16 protein-coding genes and 2 pseudogenes are annotated in these 14,951 nt (G+C 56.7%); 16 read left to right on the forward strand and 2 right to left on the reverse strand.

Translation table 11 applies throughout. The features are described from left to right. The first annotated feature begins 98 nt into the window (after positions 1–98). The 14 genes and pseudogenes from fliF (at position 99) to rcsA (ending at position 11,454) form a co-directional block, all read left to right on the forward strand. The gene (fliF, locus tag LA04_RS16240; protein WP_047652384.1) at positions 99–1,778 is read left to right on the forward strand and encodes a flagellar basal-body MS-ring/collar protein FliF; all 1,680 of its coding nucleotides are present in this window, start codon (positions 99–101) and stop codon (positions 1,776–1,778) included. After that, positions 1,771–2,769 (forward strand): flagellar motor switch protein FliG, encoded by a 999-nt coding sequence (gene fliG / locus LA04_RS16245; protein WP_023312301.1) that lies wholly within the window; start codon positions 1,771–1,773, stop codon positions 2,767–2,769. The genes fliF and fliG overlap by 8 nt, the downstream gene beginning before the upstream one ends. After that, the gene (gene fliH / locus LA04_RS16250; protein ID WP_023312302.1) at positions 2,762–3,469 is read left to right on the forward strand and encodes a flagellar assembly protein FliH; all 708 of its coding nucleotides are present in this window, start codon (positions 2,762–2,764) and stop codon (positions 3,467–3,469) included. The genes fliG and fliH overlap by 8 nt, the downstream gene beginning before the upstream one ends. Further along, on the forward strand, positions 3,469–4,839 hold the full coding sequence (gene fliI, locus LA04_RS16255; protein WP_023336182.1) for a flagellar protein export ATPase FliI: 1,371 nt from the start codon (positions 3,469–3,471) through the stop codon (positions 4,837–4,839). The genes fliH and fliI overlap by 1 nt, the downstream gene beginning before the upstream one ends. Positions 4,840–4,860: 21 nt before the next feature. Beyond that, positions 4,861–5,304 carry a flagellar export protein FliJ gene (gene fliJ, locus LA04_RS16260; protein ID WP_023312304.1) on the forward strand — a complete coding sequence of 148 codons (444 nt, stop codon included), beginning with the start codon at positions 4,861–4,863 and terminating at the stop codon, positions 5,302–5,304. Continuing rightward, positions 5,301–6,354, forward strand: a pseudogene (locus LA04_RS16265) (flagellar hook-length control protein FliK). Before fliJ ends, LA04_RS16265 begins: the two are co-directional and overlap by 4 nt. A 106-nt stretch (positions 6,355–6,460) precedes the next feature. After that, positions 6,461–6,931: a flagellar basal body-associated protein FliL gene (gene fliL, locus LA04_RS16270; protein WP_023312306.1), complete on the forward strand. Its 471-nt coding sequence runs from the start codon at positions 6,461–6,463 to the stop codon at positions 6,929–6,931. A gap of 4 nt (positions 6,932–6,935) precedes the next feature. Continuing rightward, positions 6,936–7,940 carry a flagellar motor switch protein FliM gene (gene fliM, locus LA04_RS16275; protein ID WP_023312307.1) on the forward strand — a complete coding sequence of 335 codons (1,005 nt, stop codon included), beginning with the start codon at positions 6,936–6,938 and terminating at the stop codon, positions 7,938–7,940. Beyond that, positions 7,937–8,350, forward strand: a complete 414-nt coding sequence (fliN, locus tag LA04_RS16280; protein ID WP_023312308.1) for a flagellar motor switch protein FliN — start codon at positions 7,937–7,939, stop codon at positions 8,348–8,350. Before fliM ends, fliN begins: the two co-directional genes overlap by 4 nt. 2 nt (positions 8,351–8,352) lie before the next feature. Continuing rightward, the gene (gene fliO, locus LA04_RS16285) at positions 8,353–8,727 is read left to right on the forward strand and encodes a flagellar biosynthetic protein FliO (protein WP_047652385.1); all 375 of its coding nucleotides are present in this window, start codon (positions 8,353–8,355) and stop codon (positions 8,725–8,727) included. Then, on the forward strand, positions 8,727–9,464 hold the full coding sequence (gene fliP / locus LA04_RS16290; protein WP_024909733.1) for a flagellar type III secretion system pore protein FliP: 738 nt from the start codon (positions 8,727–8,729) through the stop codon (positions 9,462–9,464). The genes fliO and fliP overlap by 1 nt, the downstream gene beginning before the upstream one ends. Positions 9,465–9,473: 9 nt before the next feature. Then, positions 9,474–9,743, forward strand: coding sequence for a flagellar biosynthesis protein FliQ (fliQ, locus tag LA04_RS16295; protein ID WP_008500315.1), 270 nt, complete (start codon positions 9,474–9,476; stop codon positions 9,741–9,743). A 7-nt stretch (positions 9,744–9,750) separates the two neighbouring features. Beyond that, positions 9,751–10,552, forward strand: a pseudogene (gene fliR, locus LA04_RS16300) (flagellar biosynthetic protein FliR). A gap of 278 nt (positions 10,553–10,830) precedes the next feature. Further along, complete coding sequence (rcsA, locus tag LA04_RS16305; RefSeq protein WP_008500313.1) at positions 10,831–11,454, forward strand: transcriptional regulator RcsA; 624 nt, start codon at positions 10,831–10,833, stop codon at positions 11,452–11,454. A gap of 101 nt (positions 11,455–11,555) precedes the next feature. Here rcsA and dsrB read toward each other — a convergent pair whose 3' ends face one another. Continuing rightward, positions 11,556–11,744, reverse strand: a complete 189-nt coding sequence (dsrB, locus tag LA04_RS24835) for a protein DsrB (RefSeq protein ID WP_013097741.1) — start codon at positions 11,742–11,744, stop codon at positions 11,556–11,558. A 129-nt stretch (positions 11,745–11,873) separates the two neighbouring features. Here dsrB and yodD point away from each other — a divergent pair, with 129 nt between their 5' ends. Together yodD and LA04_RS16320 are read left to right on the forward strand one after the other, a co-directional pair. Then, positions 11,874–12,101, forward strand: coding sequence for a YodD family peroxide/acid resistance protein (gene yodD, locus LA04_RS16315; RefSeq protein WP_008500310.1), 228 nt, complete (start codon positions 11,874–11,876; stop codon positions 12,099–12,101). A 301-nt stretch (positions 12,102–12,402) separates the two neighbouring features. Further along, on the forward strand, positions 12,403–13,203 hold the full coding sequence (locus LA04_RS16320) for a mannosyl-3-phosphoglycerate phosphatase-related protein (RefSeq protein ID WP_047652387.1): 801 nt from the start codon (positions 12,403–12,405) through the stop codon (positions 13,201–13,203). Here the strand turns inward: LA04_RS16320 and dgcQ are convergent. Beyond that, positions 13,188–14,888, reverse strand: a complete 1,701-nt coding sequence (dgcQ, locus tag LA04_RS16325) for a cellulose biosynthesis regulator diguanylate cyclase DgcQ (protein WP_047652388.1) — start codon at positions 14,886–14,888, stop codon at positions 13,188–13,190. The two genes, LA04_RS16320 and dgcQ, sit on opposite strands and share 16 nt — an antisense overlap. Between the last annotated feature and the right edge of the window lie 63 nt (positions 14,889–14,951).

Consider the following 14,951-nt stretch of genomic DNA (forward strand, 5'->3'; position numbering starts at 1 on the left):
GCCATCAATATGGAACTTTTGTCGTGTTTGCCGACCCGGGAGTCAGTTTTGTTTCTCTACACGAATAACGTAAACCACCAGGATTTAAGAGGTGCGCAATGAGTGCAACAGCATCGACAGCGCCGCAGAATAAATCACTCGAGTGGATGAACCGCCTTCGCGCGAATCCTAAAATCCCGTTGATCGTGGCAGGCGCTGCCGCAATTGCGATCCTTGTAGCGATGGTCCTGTGGGCGAAAAGCCCTGATTACCGGACGCTCTACAGCAACCTTTCCGATCAGGATGGCGGCGCCATCGTCACCCAGCTTACCCAGATGAACATTCCTTATCGCTTTGCCGATAATGGCGGTGCGCTGGAGGTCCCGGCTGATAAGGTGCACGAACTGCGTCTGCGTCTGGCTCAGCAGGGGCTGCCGAAAGGCGGCGCGGTGGGCTTTGAGCTGCTGGATCAGGAAAAATTCGGTATCAGCCAGTTCAGCGAGCAGGTGAACTACCAGCGTGCGCTGGAAGGTGAACTGGCCCGCACCATTGAAACATTAGGCCCGGTGAAGAGTGCCCGCGTGCACCTGGCGATGCCTAAACCTTCTTTATTTGTCCGCGAACAGAAATCACCTTCAGCTTCCGTTACCGTGAACCTTGAACCTGGCCGCGCGCTGGACGAAGGGCAAATCAGCGCGGTGACGCATCTCGTCTCCAGCGCCGTCGCCGGTCTGCCGCCGGGTAACGTGACGCTGGTTGACCAAAGCGGTCACCTGCTGACGCAATCCAATACCGCCGGTCGCGATCTGAATGATGCGCAGCTGAAGTATGCCGCCGATGTCGAAAACCGTCTCCAGCGCCGAATTGAAGCCATCCTCGGCCCAGTCGTGGGTAACAGCAACGTACACGCGCAGGTTACCGCGCAGATCGACTTCGCGAATAAAGAACAAACTGAAGAACAATACAGCCCGAACGGCGATGCGGCTCAGGCGGTGATGCGTTCACGCCAGATCAATTCGAACGAACAGATCGGCGGTGCCTACCCGGGCGGCGTGCCGGGCGCGCTGTCTAACCAGCCTGCCCCGGCTAACGCGGCACCGATCTCTACGCCGCCAGCCAATCAGCAGAACGGTCAGCAAAATAATCAGCAGACCACCTCAACGACCAATAACGCCGGTCCGCGCACCAGCAGCCGTAACGAAACCACGAACTACGAAGTGGATCGGACGATTCGCCACACTAAACTGAACGTTGGCGATATTCAGCGTCTTTCCGTTGCGGTAGTGGTGAATTACAAAACGCTGGCGGACGGCAAACCGCTGCCGTTGACTGCCGAGCAGATGAAGCAGATTGAAAACCTGACCCGTGAAGCGATGGGTTACTCCGAGAAGCGCGGCGATACCCTCAACGTGGTGAACTCACCGTTCAACTCGGTTGATGAGACCGGCGGTGAACTGCCGTTCTGGCAACAGCAGGCGTTTATCGATCAGCTGATGTCCGCAGGACGCTGGCTGCTGGTGCTGATTGTCGCGTGGCTGCTGTGGCGTAAGGGCGTTCGTCCGCAGCTCCAGCGCCGTGCTGAAGCCGAAAAAGCGGCTCGCGAGCAGATGTCTGCGCGTCAGGAAACGGAAGAAGCGGTTGAAGTTCGCCTCAGCAAAGATGAACAGATACAGCAGCGTCGTGCTAACCAGCGCATGGGCGCTGAGGTCATGAGCCAGCGCATTCGCGAAATGTCAGATAACGATCCGCGCGTCGTGGCGCTGGTCATCCGCCAGTGGATGGGTAACGAACATGAGTAATACGCTTACGGGCACCGATAAAAGCGTCATCCTGCTGATGACCATTGGCGAAGATCGTGCGGCAGAGGTGTTTAAACACCTTTCCCAGCGAGAAGTGCAAATTCTCAGTGCGGCCATGGCCAACGTGCGTCAGATCTCCAACAAGCAGCTGACCGAAGTGCTGGCAGAGTTTGAACAGGAAGCTGAACAGTTTGCCGCGCTCAACATCAACGCCAACGACTACCTGCGCTCCGTGCTGGTCAAGGCGCTGGGCGAAGAGCGTGCCTCCAGCCTGCTGGAAGATATTCTGGAAACGCGCGATACCGCCAGCGGTATCGAAACGCTCAACTTTATGGAGCCGCAGAGTGCCGCCGACCTTATTCGCGACGAGCACCCGCAGATTATCGCCACCATCCTTGTCCACCTCAAACGTGGCCAGGCGGCCGATATTCTGGCGCTGTTCGAAGAGCGCCTGCGTCACGATGTGATGCTGCGTATCGCGACCTTCGGCGGCGTCCAGCCGGCCGCGCTGGCGGAGCTGACAGAAGTGCTGAACAACCTGCTTGACGGCCAGAACCTCAAGCGCAGCAAAATGGGCGGCGTGAGAACGGCGGCGGAAATCATCAACCTGATGAAAACGCAGCAGGAAGAGGCCGTCATTACGGCGGTTCGCGAATTCGACGGCGAGCTGGCACAGAAAATCATCGACGAGATGTTCCTGTTCGAAAACCTCGTGGAAGTGGACGACCGCAGCATCCAGCGCCTGCTCCAGGAAGTGGATTCCGAGTCGCTGCTTATCGCCCTCAAAGGCGCCGAGCAGCCGCTGCGCGAGAAGTTCCTGCGCAACATGTCTCAGCGTGCGGCCGATATCCTGCGCGACGACCTTGCCAACCGCGGCCCGGTTCGTCTGTCTCAGGTGGAAAACGAACAGAAAGCCATTCTGCTTATTGTTCGTCGTCTGGCGGAAACCGGCGAGATGGTGATTGGCAGCGGAGACGACACCTATGTCTAATGAGCTGCCCTGGAAGCGCTGGACGCCGGACGATCTGGCGCCTCCCCTCTCCGAGTTCACGCCGGCCGTCATCGCAACCGAAGAGCTTGACCCGGACGTCGAGCAGCCCGAGCTGACCGAAGAGGAGCAGCAGGCCCAGATGCTGGCGCAGCTGCAAATGCAGGCGCACGAGCAGGGCTATAACGCCGGTCTGAACGAAGGACGCCAGAAAGGCCACGAGCAGGGGTATCAGGAAGGTCTGGCGAAAGGGTTAGAGCACGGTATCGATCAGGCGCGCCAGCAGCAGGCGCCGATCCATGCCCGCATGCAGCAGCTGGTCAGCGAGTTCCAGCACACCCTGGACGCGCTGGACAGCGTGATTGCCTCGCGACTGATGCAGATGGCGCTGGAAGCCGCGCGTCAGGTCATCGGCCAGACGCCCGTGGTGGATAACACTGCGCTTATCAAACAAATTCAGGGGCTGCTTCAGCAGGAGCCGCTGTTCAGCGGGAAACCTCAGCTGCGCGTCCATCCGGACGACCTTCAGCGCGTTGAAGAAAGCCTGGGCGCGACGCTTAACCTGCACGGCTGGCGTCTGCGCGGCGATCCGTCGTTACATCACGGCGGCTGCAAAGTCTCTGCCGATGAAGGCGATCTGGATGCCAGCGTCGCCACCCGCTGGCAGGAACTGTGCCGCCTGGCGGCACCGGGAGTCGTCTGATGACCGCGCGCCTCACCCGCTGGCTCACCACGCTCGACAACTTTGAGACGAAGATGGCGCAACTGCCATCCGTTCGTCGTTATGGGCGACTGACGCGCGCCACCGGTCTGGTTCTCGAAGCCACCGGCCTGCAGCTTCCGCTCGGCGCGACCTGCGTCATTGAGCGTCAGGATGGTCTGGAAACGCGTGAAGTTGAAAGCGAAGTGGTCGGATTTAACGGCCAGCGTCTGTTCCTGATGCCGCTTGAAGAGGTGGAAGGCATTCTGCCCGGCGCGCGCGTGTATGCCAAAAACATTTCTGGCGATGGGCTACAAAGCGGGAAACAGCTGCCGCTTGGCCCTGCTCTGCTGGGCCGCGTGCTCGACGGCAGCGGGAAACCGCTCGACGGACTGCCCTCCCCGGACACCACCGAAACCGGCGCGCTGATCACCCAACCGTTTAACCCCCTGCAGCGTACCCCTATTGAGCACGTGCTGGACACCGGCGTGCGCCCGATTAACGCCCTGCTGACCGTGGGACGTGGACAACGTATGGGCCTGTTCGCCGGCTCAGGCGTGGGCAAATCCGTCCTGCTCGGCATGATGGCGCGCTACACCCAGGCAGACGTGATCGTCGTGGGGCTGATCGGTGAACGTGGTCGCGAAGTAAAAGACTTTATTGAAAACATACTGGGTGCGGAAGGCCGCGCCCGCTCGGTAGTCATCGCCGCCCCGGCAGACGTGTCGCCGCTGCTGCGCATGCAGGGTGCCGCGTATGCCACCCGTATTGCCGAAGATTTTCGTGACCGCGGCAAGCACGTGCTGCTGATCATGGATTCCCTGACCCGTTACGCGATGGCGCAGCGTGAAATCGCGCTGGCCATCGGTGAGCCACCGGCAACCAAAGGCTACCCGCCTTCGGTCTTCGCCAAACTCCCTGCGCTGGTGGAACGCGCGGGGAACGGCATCAGCGGCGGCGGATCCATCACCGCGTTCTATACGGTACTGACGGAAGGCGATGACCAGCAGGACCCGATTGCCGACTCCGCGCGCGCGATCCTTGACGGTCATATTGTGCTGTCGCGTCGTCTGGCCGAAGCCGGACACTATCCGGCCATCGATATTGAAGCCTCTATCAGCCGCGCAATGACGGCGCTGATAACCGAGAAGCACTACGCCCGCGTGCGTAACTTCAAACAACTGCTTTCCAGCTTCCAGCGCAACCGCGATCTGGTCAGCGTGGGGGCGTATGCCAAAGGCAGCGACCCGATGCTCGACAAGGCGATTAGCCTGTGGCCGCAGCTGGAGGCATTTTTGCAACAAGGCATTTTTGAACGCGCCGACTGGGAAGATTCAATTCAGGCACTGGAGCTGATTTTCCCGCAGGTGTAACACAGGTGGAGGGCGAAGGTCATGGCGCAAAACAGCGCGTTATCAACGCTGAAAGATCTGGCTGAAAAAGAAGTTGATGATGCCGCATTGCAGCTAGGGGCAATGCGACGCGGGTGCCAGCAGGCTGAAGAACAGTTGAAGATGTTAATCGACTATCAGCATGAATATCGCACCAACCTCAATACCGATATGACACAGGGCATTGGAAGCCAGCGCTGGATTAACTATCAGCAGTTTATCCAGACGCTGGAGAAGGCGATAGATCAGCATCGCCAGCAGCTTAACCAGTGGACCCAGAAAGTCGATACCGCGCTAAATTTCTGGCGCGAGAAGAAGCAGCGACTGCAGGCCTGGCAGACTTTACAGGACCGACAGATCGCGGCAACGACCCTGGCGGAAAACCGTCTGGATCAGAAGAAAATGGATGAGTTTGCCCAGCGCGCATCAATGAGGAAACCGGAATGATCACACTGCAACAACTGCTGATGAGCGACAGCGACCTGTCAGGCGGCACGCAAACAGGGAAAGGCACCGACGGTGCACAGGACTTTCTCTCTCTGCTGGCGGGCGCCCTCTCGGACGCAACGGGCAAGGGCAAAGATGCGCCGCTGACCCTGGCTGACCTGAAAGCCGCCGGCAGTAAACTGTCAAAAGTGGCTCAGGACGCCAAAGGGGATACCACCCTGCAGGCCAAAATCGCCGACCTGCTCTCGCGCCAGTCCGCGCTGAACGGCGATGAAACGTCGCCCGTCACGTCGCTTGATACGCTGGTTTCCGGGCTGGTACCGCTGTCTAAGGGTGACGCGCTGAAGACGCTCAATGCGGCGAACAGCAAAGATGACGGTAAAAGCGAACTGAGCGATGAAGAGCTGGCCGGATTAAGCGCGCTGATGGCGATGCTACCGCACCAGCAGCAAACTACCGCCGCCTGCTACACCGGCCGTGGCCGCGTCGGCAGAAAAGCAGGAGCTCGCCAGTTCGTCCTCTTCATCATCACCAACGGCCACCCTGGCCCCTATTATGTCCAGCCATGCGACCAGTCAGACGGCCGCCACCGTCGCCTCCGCGCCGGTGTTAAGCCAGCCTCTGGGGACCCACGAATGGCAGCAGTCCCTGAGCCAGCACATCACCCTGTTCACTAAGCAGGGCCAGCAGACGGCAGAGCTGCGCCTGCACCCGGAAGATCTGGGTCAGGTGCAAATTTCGCTTAAGCTGGATGATAACCAGGCGCAGCTGCAGATGGTCTCTGCGCACAGCCATGTTCGTGCGGCACTGGAAGCCGCGCTGCCGGTACTGCGGACCTCACTGGCGGAAAACGGCATTCAGCTTGCCCAGAGCAGCGTCAGCAGCGAGAGCTTCGCCGGGCAGCAGCAGTCCTCATCCCAGCAGCAGCACCAGGCTTCGCGTTCCGGCAACACCGGCAGTTTTAATGAAGAGAGCGATGAGTTACTGCCTGTTCCTGCCGCCCTGCAGTCCGCAGCGCGCGGTAACAGTGCCGTAGACATCTTCGCCTAAACGCCAGAGGTAGCGTGATTATCCCCGTCTTTTCCACGCTTTGACGACAGCAGGACACGGGATAATCACCTTATTAAGCTGTACCGAAACAGGAAGCTCGTATCAGATGACTGACTCCGCTATCACCAAAAAAAGTAAGCGTTCCATCTGGATCCCGCTGCTGGTGTTGATCACGCTCGCCGCCTGCGCTACCGCGGGCTATAGTTACTGGCGTATGCAGCAGGAACCGACCACCGCTGCAGCCAAAGCTGAAGCACCTCCTCCGCCGGCTCCAGTGTTCTTCCCGCTGGATACCTTCACCGTCAATCTGGGTGATGCGGATCGCGTGCTTTACGTTGGCATTACGCTGCGCCTGAAAGATGAAGCCACCCGTTCACGTCTGAACGATTACCTTCCTGAAGTGCGTAGCCGCCTTCTGCTGCTGTTCTCTCGTCAGGACGCTTCGGCGCTGGCTACCGATGTGGGTAAGCAAAAGCTGGTCGACGCCATTAAACAAACGCTGGCGACCCCGCTGGTAAACGGCCAACCTAAGCAGGAAGTCACTGACGTTCTGTATACAGCATTCATTCTGCGGTAACGACATGGGCGACAGTATTCTTTCTCAGGCAGAAATCGATGCGCTGCTCAACGGCGACAGCGATAACAATGATGATCCGCAACCGGGTATTGGCGGCGATAGCGATATTCGTCCCTATGACCCGAATACCCAGCGTCGCGTGGTACGTGAACGTCTGCAGGCGCTGGAGATCATTAACGAACGTTTTGCACGTCAGTTCCGTATGGGGCTGTTTAACCTGCTGCGTCGTAGCCCGGATATTACGGTCGGTGCGATCCGCATTCAGCCGTATCATGAGTTTGCCCGCAACCTGCCGGTGCCGACCAACCTTAACCTGATTCATCTGAAGCCGCTGCGCGGCACCGGCCTGGTGGTGTTTTCGCCAAGCCTGGTGTTCATCGCGGTGGATAACCTGTTCGGCGGCGACGGGCGTTTCCCGACCAAAGTAGAAGGTCGTGAATTCACCCACACCGAACAGCGCGTCATTAACCGCATGCTGAAGCTGGCGCTGGAATCTTACAGCGACGCGTGGAAAGCGATTAACCCGCTGGAAGTGGAGTACGTCCGTTCTGAGATGCAGGTGAAATTTACCAATATCACCACCTCCCCGAACGATATCGTCGTTAACACGCCGTTCCACGTGGAGATCGGTAACCTGACCGGCGAGTTCAACATCTGCCTGCCGTTCAGCATGATCGAACCGCTGCGCGAGCTGCTGGTGAACCCGCCGCTGGAGAACTCCCGCAACGAAGACCAGAACTGGCGTGAAAACCTGGTCCGCCAGGTCCAGCATTCGCAGCTTGAGCTGGTAGCGAGCTTCGCCGATATCCCGCTGCGGTTATCTCAGATCCTGAAATTACAACCCGGTGATGTTTTGCCGATAGAAAAACCCGACCGCATTATTGCCCATGTGGATGGTGTCCCCGTGCTGACAAGCCAGTACGGCACGATTAACGGTCAGTATGCGTTACGCGTTGAGCACTTGATCAACCCGATTTTGAATTCGCTGAATGAGGAACAGCCCAAATGAGTGACATGAACAATCCGTCCGATGAGAACAGCGGAGCACTGGACGATCTGTGGGCTGACGCGTTAAACGAGCAAAAAGCACCCCCGGCCAAAAGTGCAGCGGATGCCGTATTCCAGCAGCTCGGCGGCGGTGACGTCAGCGGCACGCTGCAGGATATCGACCTGATTATGGATATCCCGGTTAAGCTGACCGTTGAGCTGGGACGCACCCGCATGACCATTAAAGAGCTGCTGCGCCTGACGCAGGGTTCCGTGGTGGCCCTTGACGGTCTGGCCGGCGAGCCGCTTGATATTCTGATCAACGGTTATCTGATTGCCCAGGGTGAAGTGGTGGTGGTTGCCGATAAATACGGCGTACGTATCACCGATATCATCACCCCGTCTGAACGTATGCGTCGTCTGAGCCGTTAAGCATGAAAACCCAGGCAACAATATCACAGCCTTCTGCCGTTCCCGGCTCGCCTCTGCTCCAGGTGAGCGGGGCATTGTTCGGTATTATTGCCTTTATTCTTATCGCCGCCTGGCTGGCGAAGCGCTTTGGCCTGGCGGGTAAAACCGCCGGTGCCCGCGGCCTGAAGGTCAGCGCCAGCACCACGCTGGGTCCACGCGAGCGCGTGGTCATCGTCGAGGTAGACGATGCGCGCCTGGTCCTGGGCGTCACGGCCTCAAACATCAGCGTATTACACAAGCTGCCGCCCGCCCCTGCTGTGGTGGACGAGCGCGCAGAGGCCCCTGCGGATTTTCAGTCCGTCATGAAGAGTTTGCTTAAGCGTTCCGGGAGATCCTGATGCGCCGTTTGTTATCCCTGACGCTTGCGGGCGTTGGCCTGTTTGCTCCCGCGGTCTATGCACAGCTGCCCGGTCTGGTCTCTACCCCTCTCGCAGGCGGCGGACAAAGCTGGTCGCTTCCGGTGCAGACGCTGGTATTCATCACCTCGCTGACGTTTATTCCGGCTATCCTGCTGATGATGACCAGCTTCACCCGCATCATCATCGTCTTTGGTCTGCTGCGAAACGCGCTGGGAACCCCTTCAGCCCCACCAAACCAGGTTCTGCTGGGGCTGGCGCTGTTTTTGACTTTTTTCATTATGTCGCCGGTTATCGACAAGATTTATACCGACGCCTATCAGCCGTTCAGCGAAGACAAAATCTCCATGCAGGAGGCGCTGGATAAAGGCGCGCAGCCGCTGCGGGAATTTATGCTGCGCCAGACCCGCGAAGCCGACCTGGCCCTCTTTGCCCGCCTGTCCAACACCGGCGAGCTGCAGGGACCGGAATCAGTGCCAATGCGTATTCTTCTGCCCGCCTATGTCACCAGCGAGCTGAAAACCGCATTCCAGATTGGCTTTACCATCTTTATTCCGTTCCTGATTATCGACCTGGTGATCGCCAGCGTCCTGATGGCGCTCGGGATGATGATGGTGCCGCCCGCGACCATTGCCCTGCCCTTTAAGATCATGCTCTTTGTGCTGGTCGACGGCTGGCAGCTGCTGGTCAGTTCGCTGGCGCAGAGTTTCTACAGTTAAGGAACGGCAATGACACCCGAATCGGTCATGATGATGGGCACGGAAGCGATGAAAATCGCGATTGCCGTTGCCGCGCCGCTGCTGCTTGTCGCGCTGGTTACCGGTCTGATTATCAGTATCCTGCAGGCCGCCACGCAGATTAACGAAATGACGCTGTCGTTCATCCCGAAAATCATCGCCGTGTTCGTGGCGATTATCGTGGCCGGGCCGTGGATGCTGAACCTGTTGCTGGACTATATGCGCAACCTGTTTACCAATCTGCCGTACATCATCGGCTGACCTGACGATGCTTCACTTCACCAGCGACCAGTGGGTTCAGTGGCTCGGCGTCTACTTCTGGCCGATGCTGCGCATCATGGCGCTGATCGCCACCGCCCCCATTCTCAGTGAGAAATCGATACCCAAGCGCGTCAAGGTGGGGCTGGGCATCATCATTTCCATTATCGTCGCGCCCTCTCTTCCCCCCGTGGATATTCCGATCTTCTCGGCGAATGCAGTGTGGGTGGCCTTGCAGCAGGTGATGATTGGCGTCGCCGTCGGCTTTACCATGCAGCTCGCCTTTGCCGCGGTGCGTACCGCAGGGGAACTGATCGGCCTGCAGATGGGGCTATCGTTCGCCACGTTTGTCGATCCCGGTAGTCATCTCAACATGCCCGTGCTGGCGCGCATTATCGATCTGCTCGCCATGCTGCTGTTCCTGTCGTTCAACGGCCATCTCTGGCTTATCTCCATGCTGGTGGATACGTTCCATACGCTGCCGATTGGCGAAAATCCGGTGAACAGCAACGCTTTCCTGGCCCTCACCCGAGCGGCGGGGCTAATCTTCCTGAACGGGCTGATGCTGGCACTGCCGATCATCACCCTGCTGCTGACCGTCAACCTGGCGTTAGGTTTACTCAACCGAATGGCGCCGCAGCTTTCAGTGTTTGTCATTGGTTTTCCGCTGACGCTGACGGTTGGGATTTTATTAATGTCATTACTGATGCCACTTATCGCTCCCTTCTGTGAACATTTATTCGGCGAGATATTCAACCTGTTAGCGGATATTGTCAGCGAGCTGCCACGTAAATAATAACCCTCACGGTTGATATTGTCTTTCTGAGGATATTCCTAAAATAAAACGCGTAAAACATCTTCCAGGATATATCTGACGCGGTTTAATTGTTTCTAACCATCTCACAATACTTAATATTTACTTTACTTTAAGAAGATTCCTGGCAAATTATACGTAACTTTACGGGATAGTGAGTCCGCCTGAAAGTCTTTGTCATGCTCACAGGTTTATTATTTTTTTCCATCCCGTATGGCTGTTTTGAGCTCTCAGGCAGATGGTGAATTATCGTTACGCATTGAGTGAGGGTATGCCATGTCAACGATCATTATGGATTTATGCAGCTACACCCGGCTAGGGTTAACCGGGTACCTGGCAAGCAGAGGGGTAAGAAAGAGAGACATCAACGATGCACACACCGTTGACGAACTCGCAGCCGCTTGTGACGAACTAAAACCAGGCGTGGTGTTTATTAATGAGGACTGTTTCATTCACGATCCAGCCAACAGTCAGCACATTAAGCAAATCATTAATCAGCATCCAAAAACCCTGTTTATTGTTTTTATGGCGATCGCGAATATCCATTTCGATGAGTATTTGTTGGTCCGTAAAAATTTATTGATCAGTTCTAAATCGATTAAACCCGAGTCGCTGGATGACATTCTGGGTGATTATTTGAATAAAGAAGTTAAAAATGTAGGAGCGGTTAACTTACCCACCCTATCATTAAGCAGGACTGAATCAAGTATGCTGCGAATGTGGATGGCGGGACAAGGAACTATTCAGATCTCTGACCAGATGAATATTAAAGCGAAAACCGTTTCGTCACACAAAGGAAATATTAAAAGGAAAATTAAAACGCATAATAAGCAAGTGATCTACCACGTGGTACGCCTGACCGATAATGTGACGAACGGGATTTTCGTCAACATGCGTTAGTCGCTTAAGACCTGTGCACCCTACCTTTGATCTCTGGCCTGGCCAGAGATTTTTGCTTTTGCAGAGGGTGTCGGGCACGCGCTGTGCTACCCGACGCCGTGCTACTCCGCCTTCTCGACAAAAATGCCGTCCGGATGCCCCAGTTCGTTAAAAAACCAGATGCCGAGCGGGTAGTCTTCAAGCGATACCAGGTACATTGTGCCTTCGCTAAACTCTTCAATTGCCAGCACCACACCCGGGCGGCGCGGCCCACCGTCCGTTTTAACGGTTACCCGATCGTTGACCTTCATACATTCCTCCTCTGGTTTTGAGCCAGTGTAGAACAAAACGCAAAAACGCACATCGCCGCCCGGCGTGATTGGCGTTTTTATGCACAGTCTATACTTACCGTTGGACACGGTTGAATGAGGAACCCCGTAATGAAGACCGATAAAGAGTACAGCGACACCATCAAGCGCGAAGTCGAGGTGGATGTCGATGCCCTGCTGGCCGCCATCAATGAGATCAGTGAGTCAGAAGTCCGCCGGTCGGACGATAATTCGGACCGCGTCATTGTCAACGGAAGGGATTATCACACCTATCGCGAGCTGGCGGAGGCCTTCGAGCTTGATATTCACGACTTTAGCGTGTCTGAAGCCAATCGGTAGGGCGAAAAAAATCCCGGTCATGGGGATGACCGGGATCAAAACTTGCTTATGCAAGAAGCACTTGAAAATTCGTTACACCAGGAAATCTGATGTACATGCCACACTATCCCCAACGAATTTGGCTGACAAGCATATATTCTTACGTTGAATATAATATTTTTAACATAATGCTTTTCGTTATGAGCAATAACACGCGCCGAATGCGGGTTTGCCAGGGGCTTCCCTCTTATCTGCGGTTTTCGCCTTAATTATTTTTTAGGAATTTTCTTAGTTCGAGACGCATCAGTTACCAGGAGTCGCTATGCCTTCACTGCAGGATACATTGCTGATTTTCTCTGACCTGGATGGTTCACTGCTGGATATTCACACCTATGAGTGGCAACCCGCCATGCCCTGGCTGGACAGGCTGCTGGATAATCAGGTTCCGGTCATTCTTTGCAGCAGCAAGACCGCGGCAGAGATGCTCGATCTCCAGCTGGATCTGGGGCTTGAAGGCTTGCCTTTTATTGCCGAGAACGGCGCGGTGATTCAGCCTGACGTGCGCTGGAATAAGGTTCAGCGCCAGATCAGGGGGATGACGCACCGGGATATTCGCCCGCGAATCGAGCAAATCCGTCTGCAGACGGGCTATAAAGTCACCACTTTTGACGATGTGGATGATCATGTTATCAGCGAGTGGACCGGACTGACGCGCTACCGTTCGGCGCTTGCCCGCAAGCATGAAGCGTCCGTCACGCTCATCTGGCGGGATACTGACGAGAAACTGGTCCAGTTTGAAGAGGAACTGGCGAATGTCGGCCTGAAATGCCTGCAGGGCGCGCGCTTCTGGCATGTTCTGGACGCCCGCTGCGGCAAAGACGTTGCGGTGAACTGGCTGATTGAGCAATACCGCGAGCAGGAAGAGATTGAACCCACCACGCTGGGGCTCGGCGACGGTCCCAATGATGCGCCGCTGCTCGACAGCGTTGACTTCGCGGTGGTGATTAAGGGCATTAACCGCCAGGGCATCACGCTACGGGACGATAATCCCGCCCGGGTTTATCACACCCGGCAGCCCGGCCCGGCGGGCTGGCAGGAGGGGCTGGATCACTTCCTGTCCTGATCCCGCCAGACGACACGGTTACGCCCGCTCTGTTTGGCCTGATACAGCCGGGCGTCCGCCACGGACTGCAGCTGTTCAAACTCGTAGTTACCCGCTTCATCCGCGCTGCTGACCCCCAGCGACGCGCTGACGCGCAGGGTCGTGCTCTTCTTCACCAGGATCTCCTTACTGTTGATCCGGCAACGTATACGGTCCGCGACGCTTCTCGCCTCCTCCAGACCGATCCCCGGCAGGACGATGCAAAATTCTTCCCCGCCTACGCGCCCTGCCACATCATTCTTGCGTAGCGCGCTGGCAATCAGTCCTGCCGTGTGGGAGAGCACTTTATCCCCGGCCTGATGGCCGAAGCGGTCGTTGATGTTTTTAAAACAGTCGAGATCGATCTGAATCACAGAGAACGGCAGCGACTGCTGGCGACAGGTTTCCGCCAGCAATTTTGCCCGGTCGAACAGCGCGCCGCGATTATTCAGCCGCGTAAGCGGATCATGCCAGGCCTGCCACTGGAGCGAGTGCTGAAGCGTGTACATGTTACTCACCATGCGGCGGATCACCAGCCACGAGATCAATAGCATGGCGGTAAAGAGCGCCCACAGTAGCGCCAGCACGATGCTGATGCTGCCGAAGTCGTCCTGTACCCCTTCGTGCAGGGTGTGGATCCGCAGGACGACGCCGTCGAAGTGATCGAGCCGTTCCCAGCTGACAAAACGGCTTCCGAGGCGGATCCCGCCGCCGGTAGCGTGCTCAATCGCCTGCGCAATCTGCGCCGTTTCACGTTCGTCAAAATGGTTAACCACGTTTCCCGTACGGGCAGAGGTGGCAATCATATTGAGCCGGGTATCGTACAGCTGATACTCCCCTTCCGTTCGGTCTTCCGTCGCATCGGCCAGCAGGCGCTGCATCGTGCTAAGCGTAAAATCCATCGCCACGACGCCATACCAGTAATGATCGAAATAGATGGGAACGCTGGCGGTGATCGTACGTTCATCATTGGTCCAGGATGACGGGGTAGAGATAAACCAGCGCACCGCGCGAGCGCGATTGTTCCGCTCTGACTGCTGGGTAAACCAGGGCTGCGTGACCAGATGGTAATAGCGGGAGGTAATATCCCCCGCCTGGTCCGGCGTATCCGTGGAAAGGAAAAAACCGGCACGAGAGACGTAGATCACCCGCGCTTCCGTTTGTGCTCTCGACGACGCCAGCCTGAGAAGATACCCCACTTCGAGCGCGGCAGAAATTTCATGACTGATGCGCTCAGCGTCCCGATTCAGAAGCGTGGTTTTATCCACGAACACATCCGAGACCCCATTTATGGGAAGCGTGCGCTTTTTATCAACGGCAATCTGCCAGGTTGGAAGCATGCGGACGGTATTAAAGCGTGATACCGCATCCTGTAAGACTTCAAAGGCCAGCGGCGTCTCGATCGCATCATGCATGCCCTGACGGAAAAACAGCATCCTGTCCACGCTGTTCTGCAGCTGCCGGTCCAGAGAACTGGCCACCGTATCCAGATGATTGCGCTGGCTGGAGATGTAGGCCTCTTCCAGTACCACCACTTCACGCCAGGTCAGCAGGGTGGAAAATACCAGAACCACCAGAAAACAGAGATTAACAATCAACCCCGGATTGCTACGCTTATGCAGCCACTGCAAAAAAGATTGTCTTACAACAAAGGTATCGCGCTGCACACACACTCCCTGATCGCTGCTTTCACCCGGTACTTGAGATAAAAACGCCCGGCAAAGCCGGGC

Origin of the sequence: Enterobacter sp. UCD-UG_FMILLET, from assembly GCF_000762975.1 — a bacterium.
In the GTDB taxonomy this organism is placed as follows: Bacteria; Pseudomonadota; Gammaproteobacteria; order Enterobacterales; family Enterobacteriaceae; genus Enterobacter; species Enterobacter dykesii.

Coding starts and splice junctions, on each gene's coding strand:
- fliF (WP_047652384.1), top strand. CDS start 99: ATGAGTGCAACAGCATCGACAGCGCCGCAGAATAAATCACTCGAGTGG.
- fliG (WP_023312301.1), top strand. CDS start 1,771: ATGAGTAATACGCTTACGGGCACCGATAAAAGCGTCATCCTGCTGATG.
- fliH (WP_023312302.1), top strand. CDS start 2,762: ATGTCTAATGAGCTGCCCTGGAAGCGCTGGACGCCGGACGATCTGGCG.
- fliI (WP_023336182.1), top strand. CDS start 3,469: ATGACCGCGCGCCTCACCCGCTGGCTCACCACGCTCGACAACTTTGAG.
- fliJ (WP_023312304.1), top strand. CDS start 4,861: ATGGCGCAAAACAGCGCGTTATCAACGCTGAAAGATCTGGCTGAAAAA.
- fliL (WP_023312306.1), top strand. CDS start 6,461: ATGACTGACTCCGCTATCACCAAAAAAAGTAAGCGTTCCATCTGGATC.
- fliM (WP_023312307.1), top strand. CDS start 6,936: ATGGGCGACAGTATTCTTTCTCAGGCAGAAATCGATGCGCTGCTCAAC.
- fliN (WP_023312308.1), top strand. CDS start 7,937: ATGAGTGACATGAACAATCCGTCCGATGAGAACAGCGGAGCACTGGAC.
- fliO (WP_047652385.1), top strand. CDS start 8,353: ATGAAAACCCAGGCAACAATATCACAGCCTTCTGCCGTTCCCGGCTCG.
- fliP (WP_024909733.1), top strand. CDS start 8,727: ATGCGCCGTTTGTTATCCCTGACGCTTGCGGGCGTTGGCCTGTTTGCT.
- fliQ (WP_008500315.1), top strand. CDS start 9,474: ATGACACCCGAATCGGTCATGATGATGGGCACGGAAGCGATGAAAATC.
- rcsA (WP_008500313.1), top strand. CDS start 10,831: ATGTCAACGATCATTATGGATTTATGCAGCTACACCCGGCTAGGGTTA.
- dsrB (WP_013097741.1), bottom strand. CDS start 11,744: ATGAAGGTCAACGATCGGGTAACCGTTAAAACGGACGGTGGGCCGCGC.
- yodD (WP_008500310.1), top strand. CDS start 11,874: ATGAAGACCGATAAAGAGTACAGCGACACCATCAAGCGCGAAGTCGAG.
- LA04_RS16320 (WP_047652387.1), top strand. CDS start 12,403: ATGCCTTCACTGCAGGATACATTGCTGATTTTCTCTGACCTGGATGGT.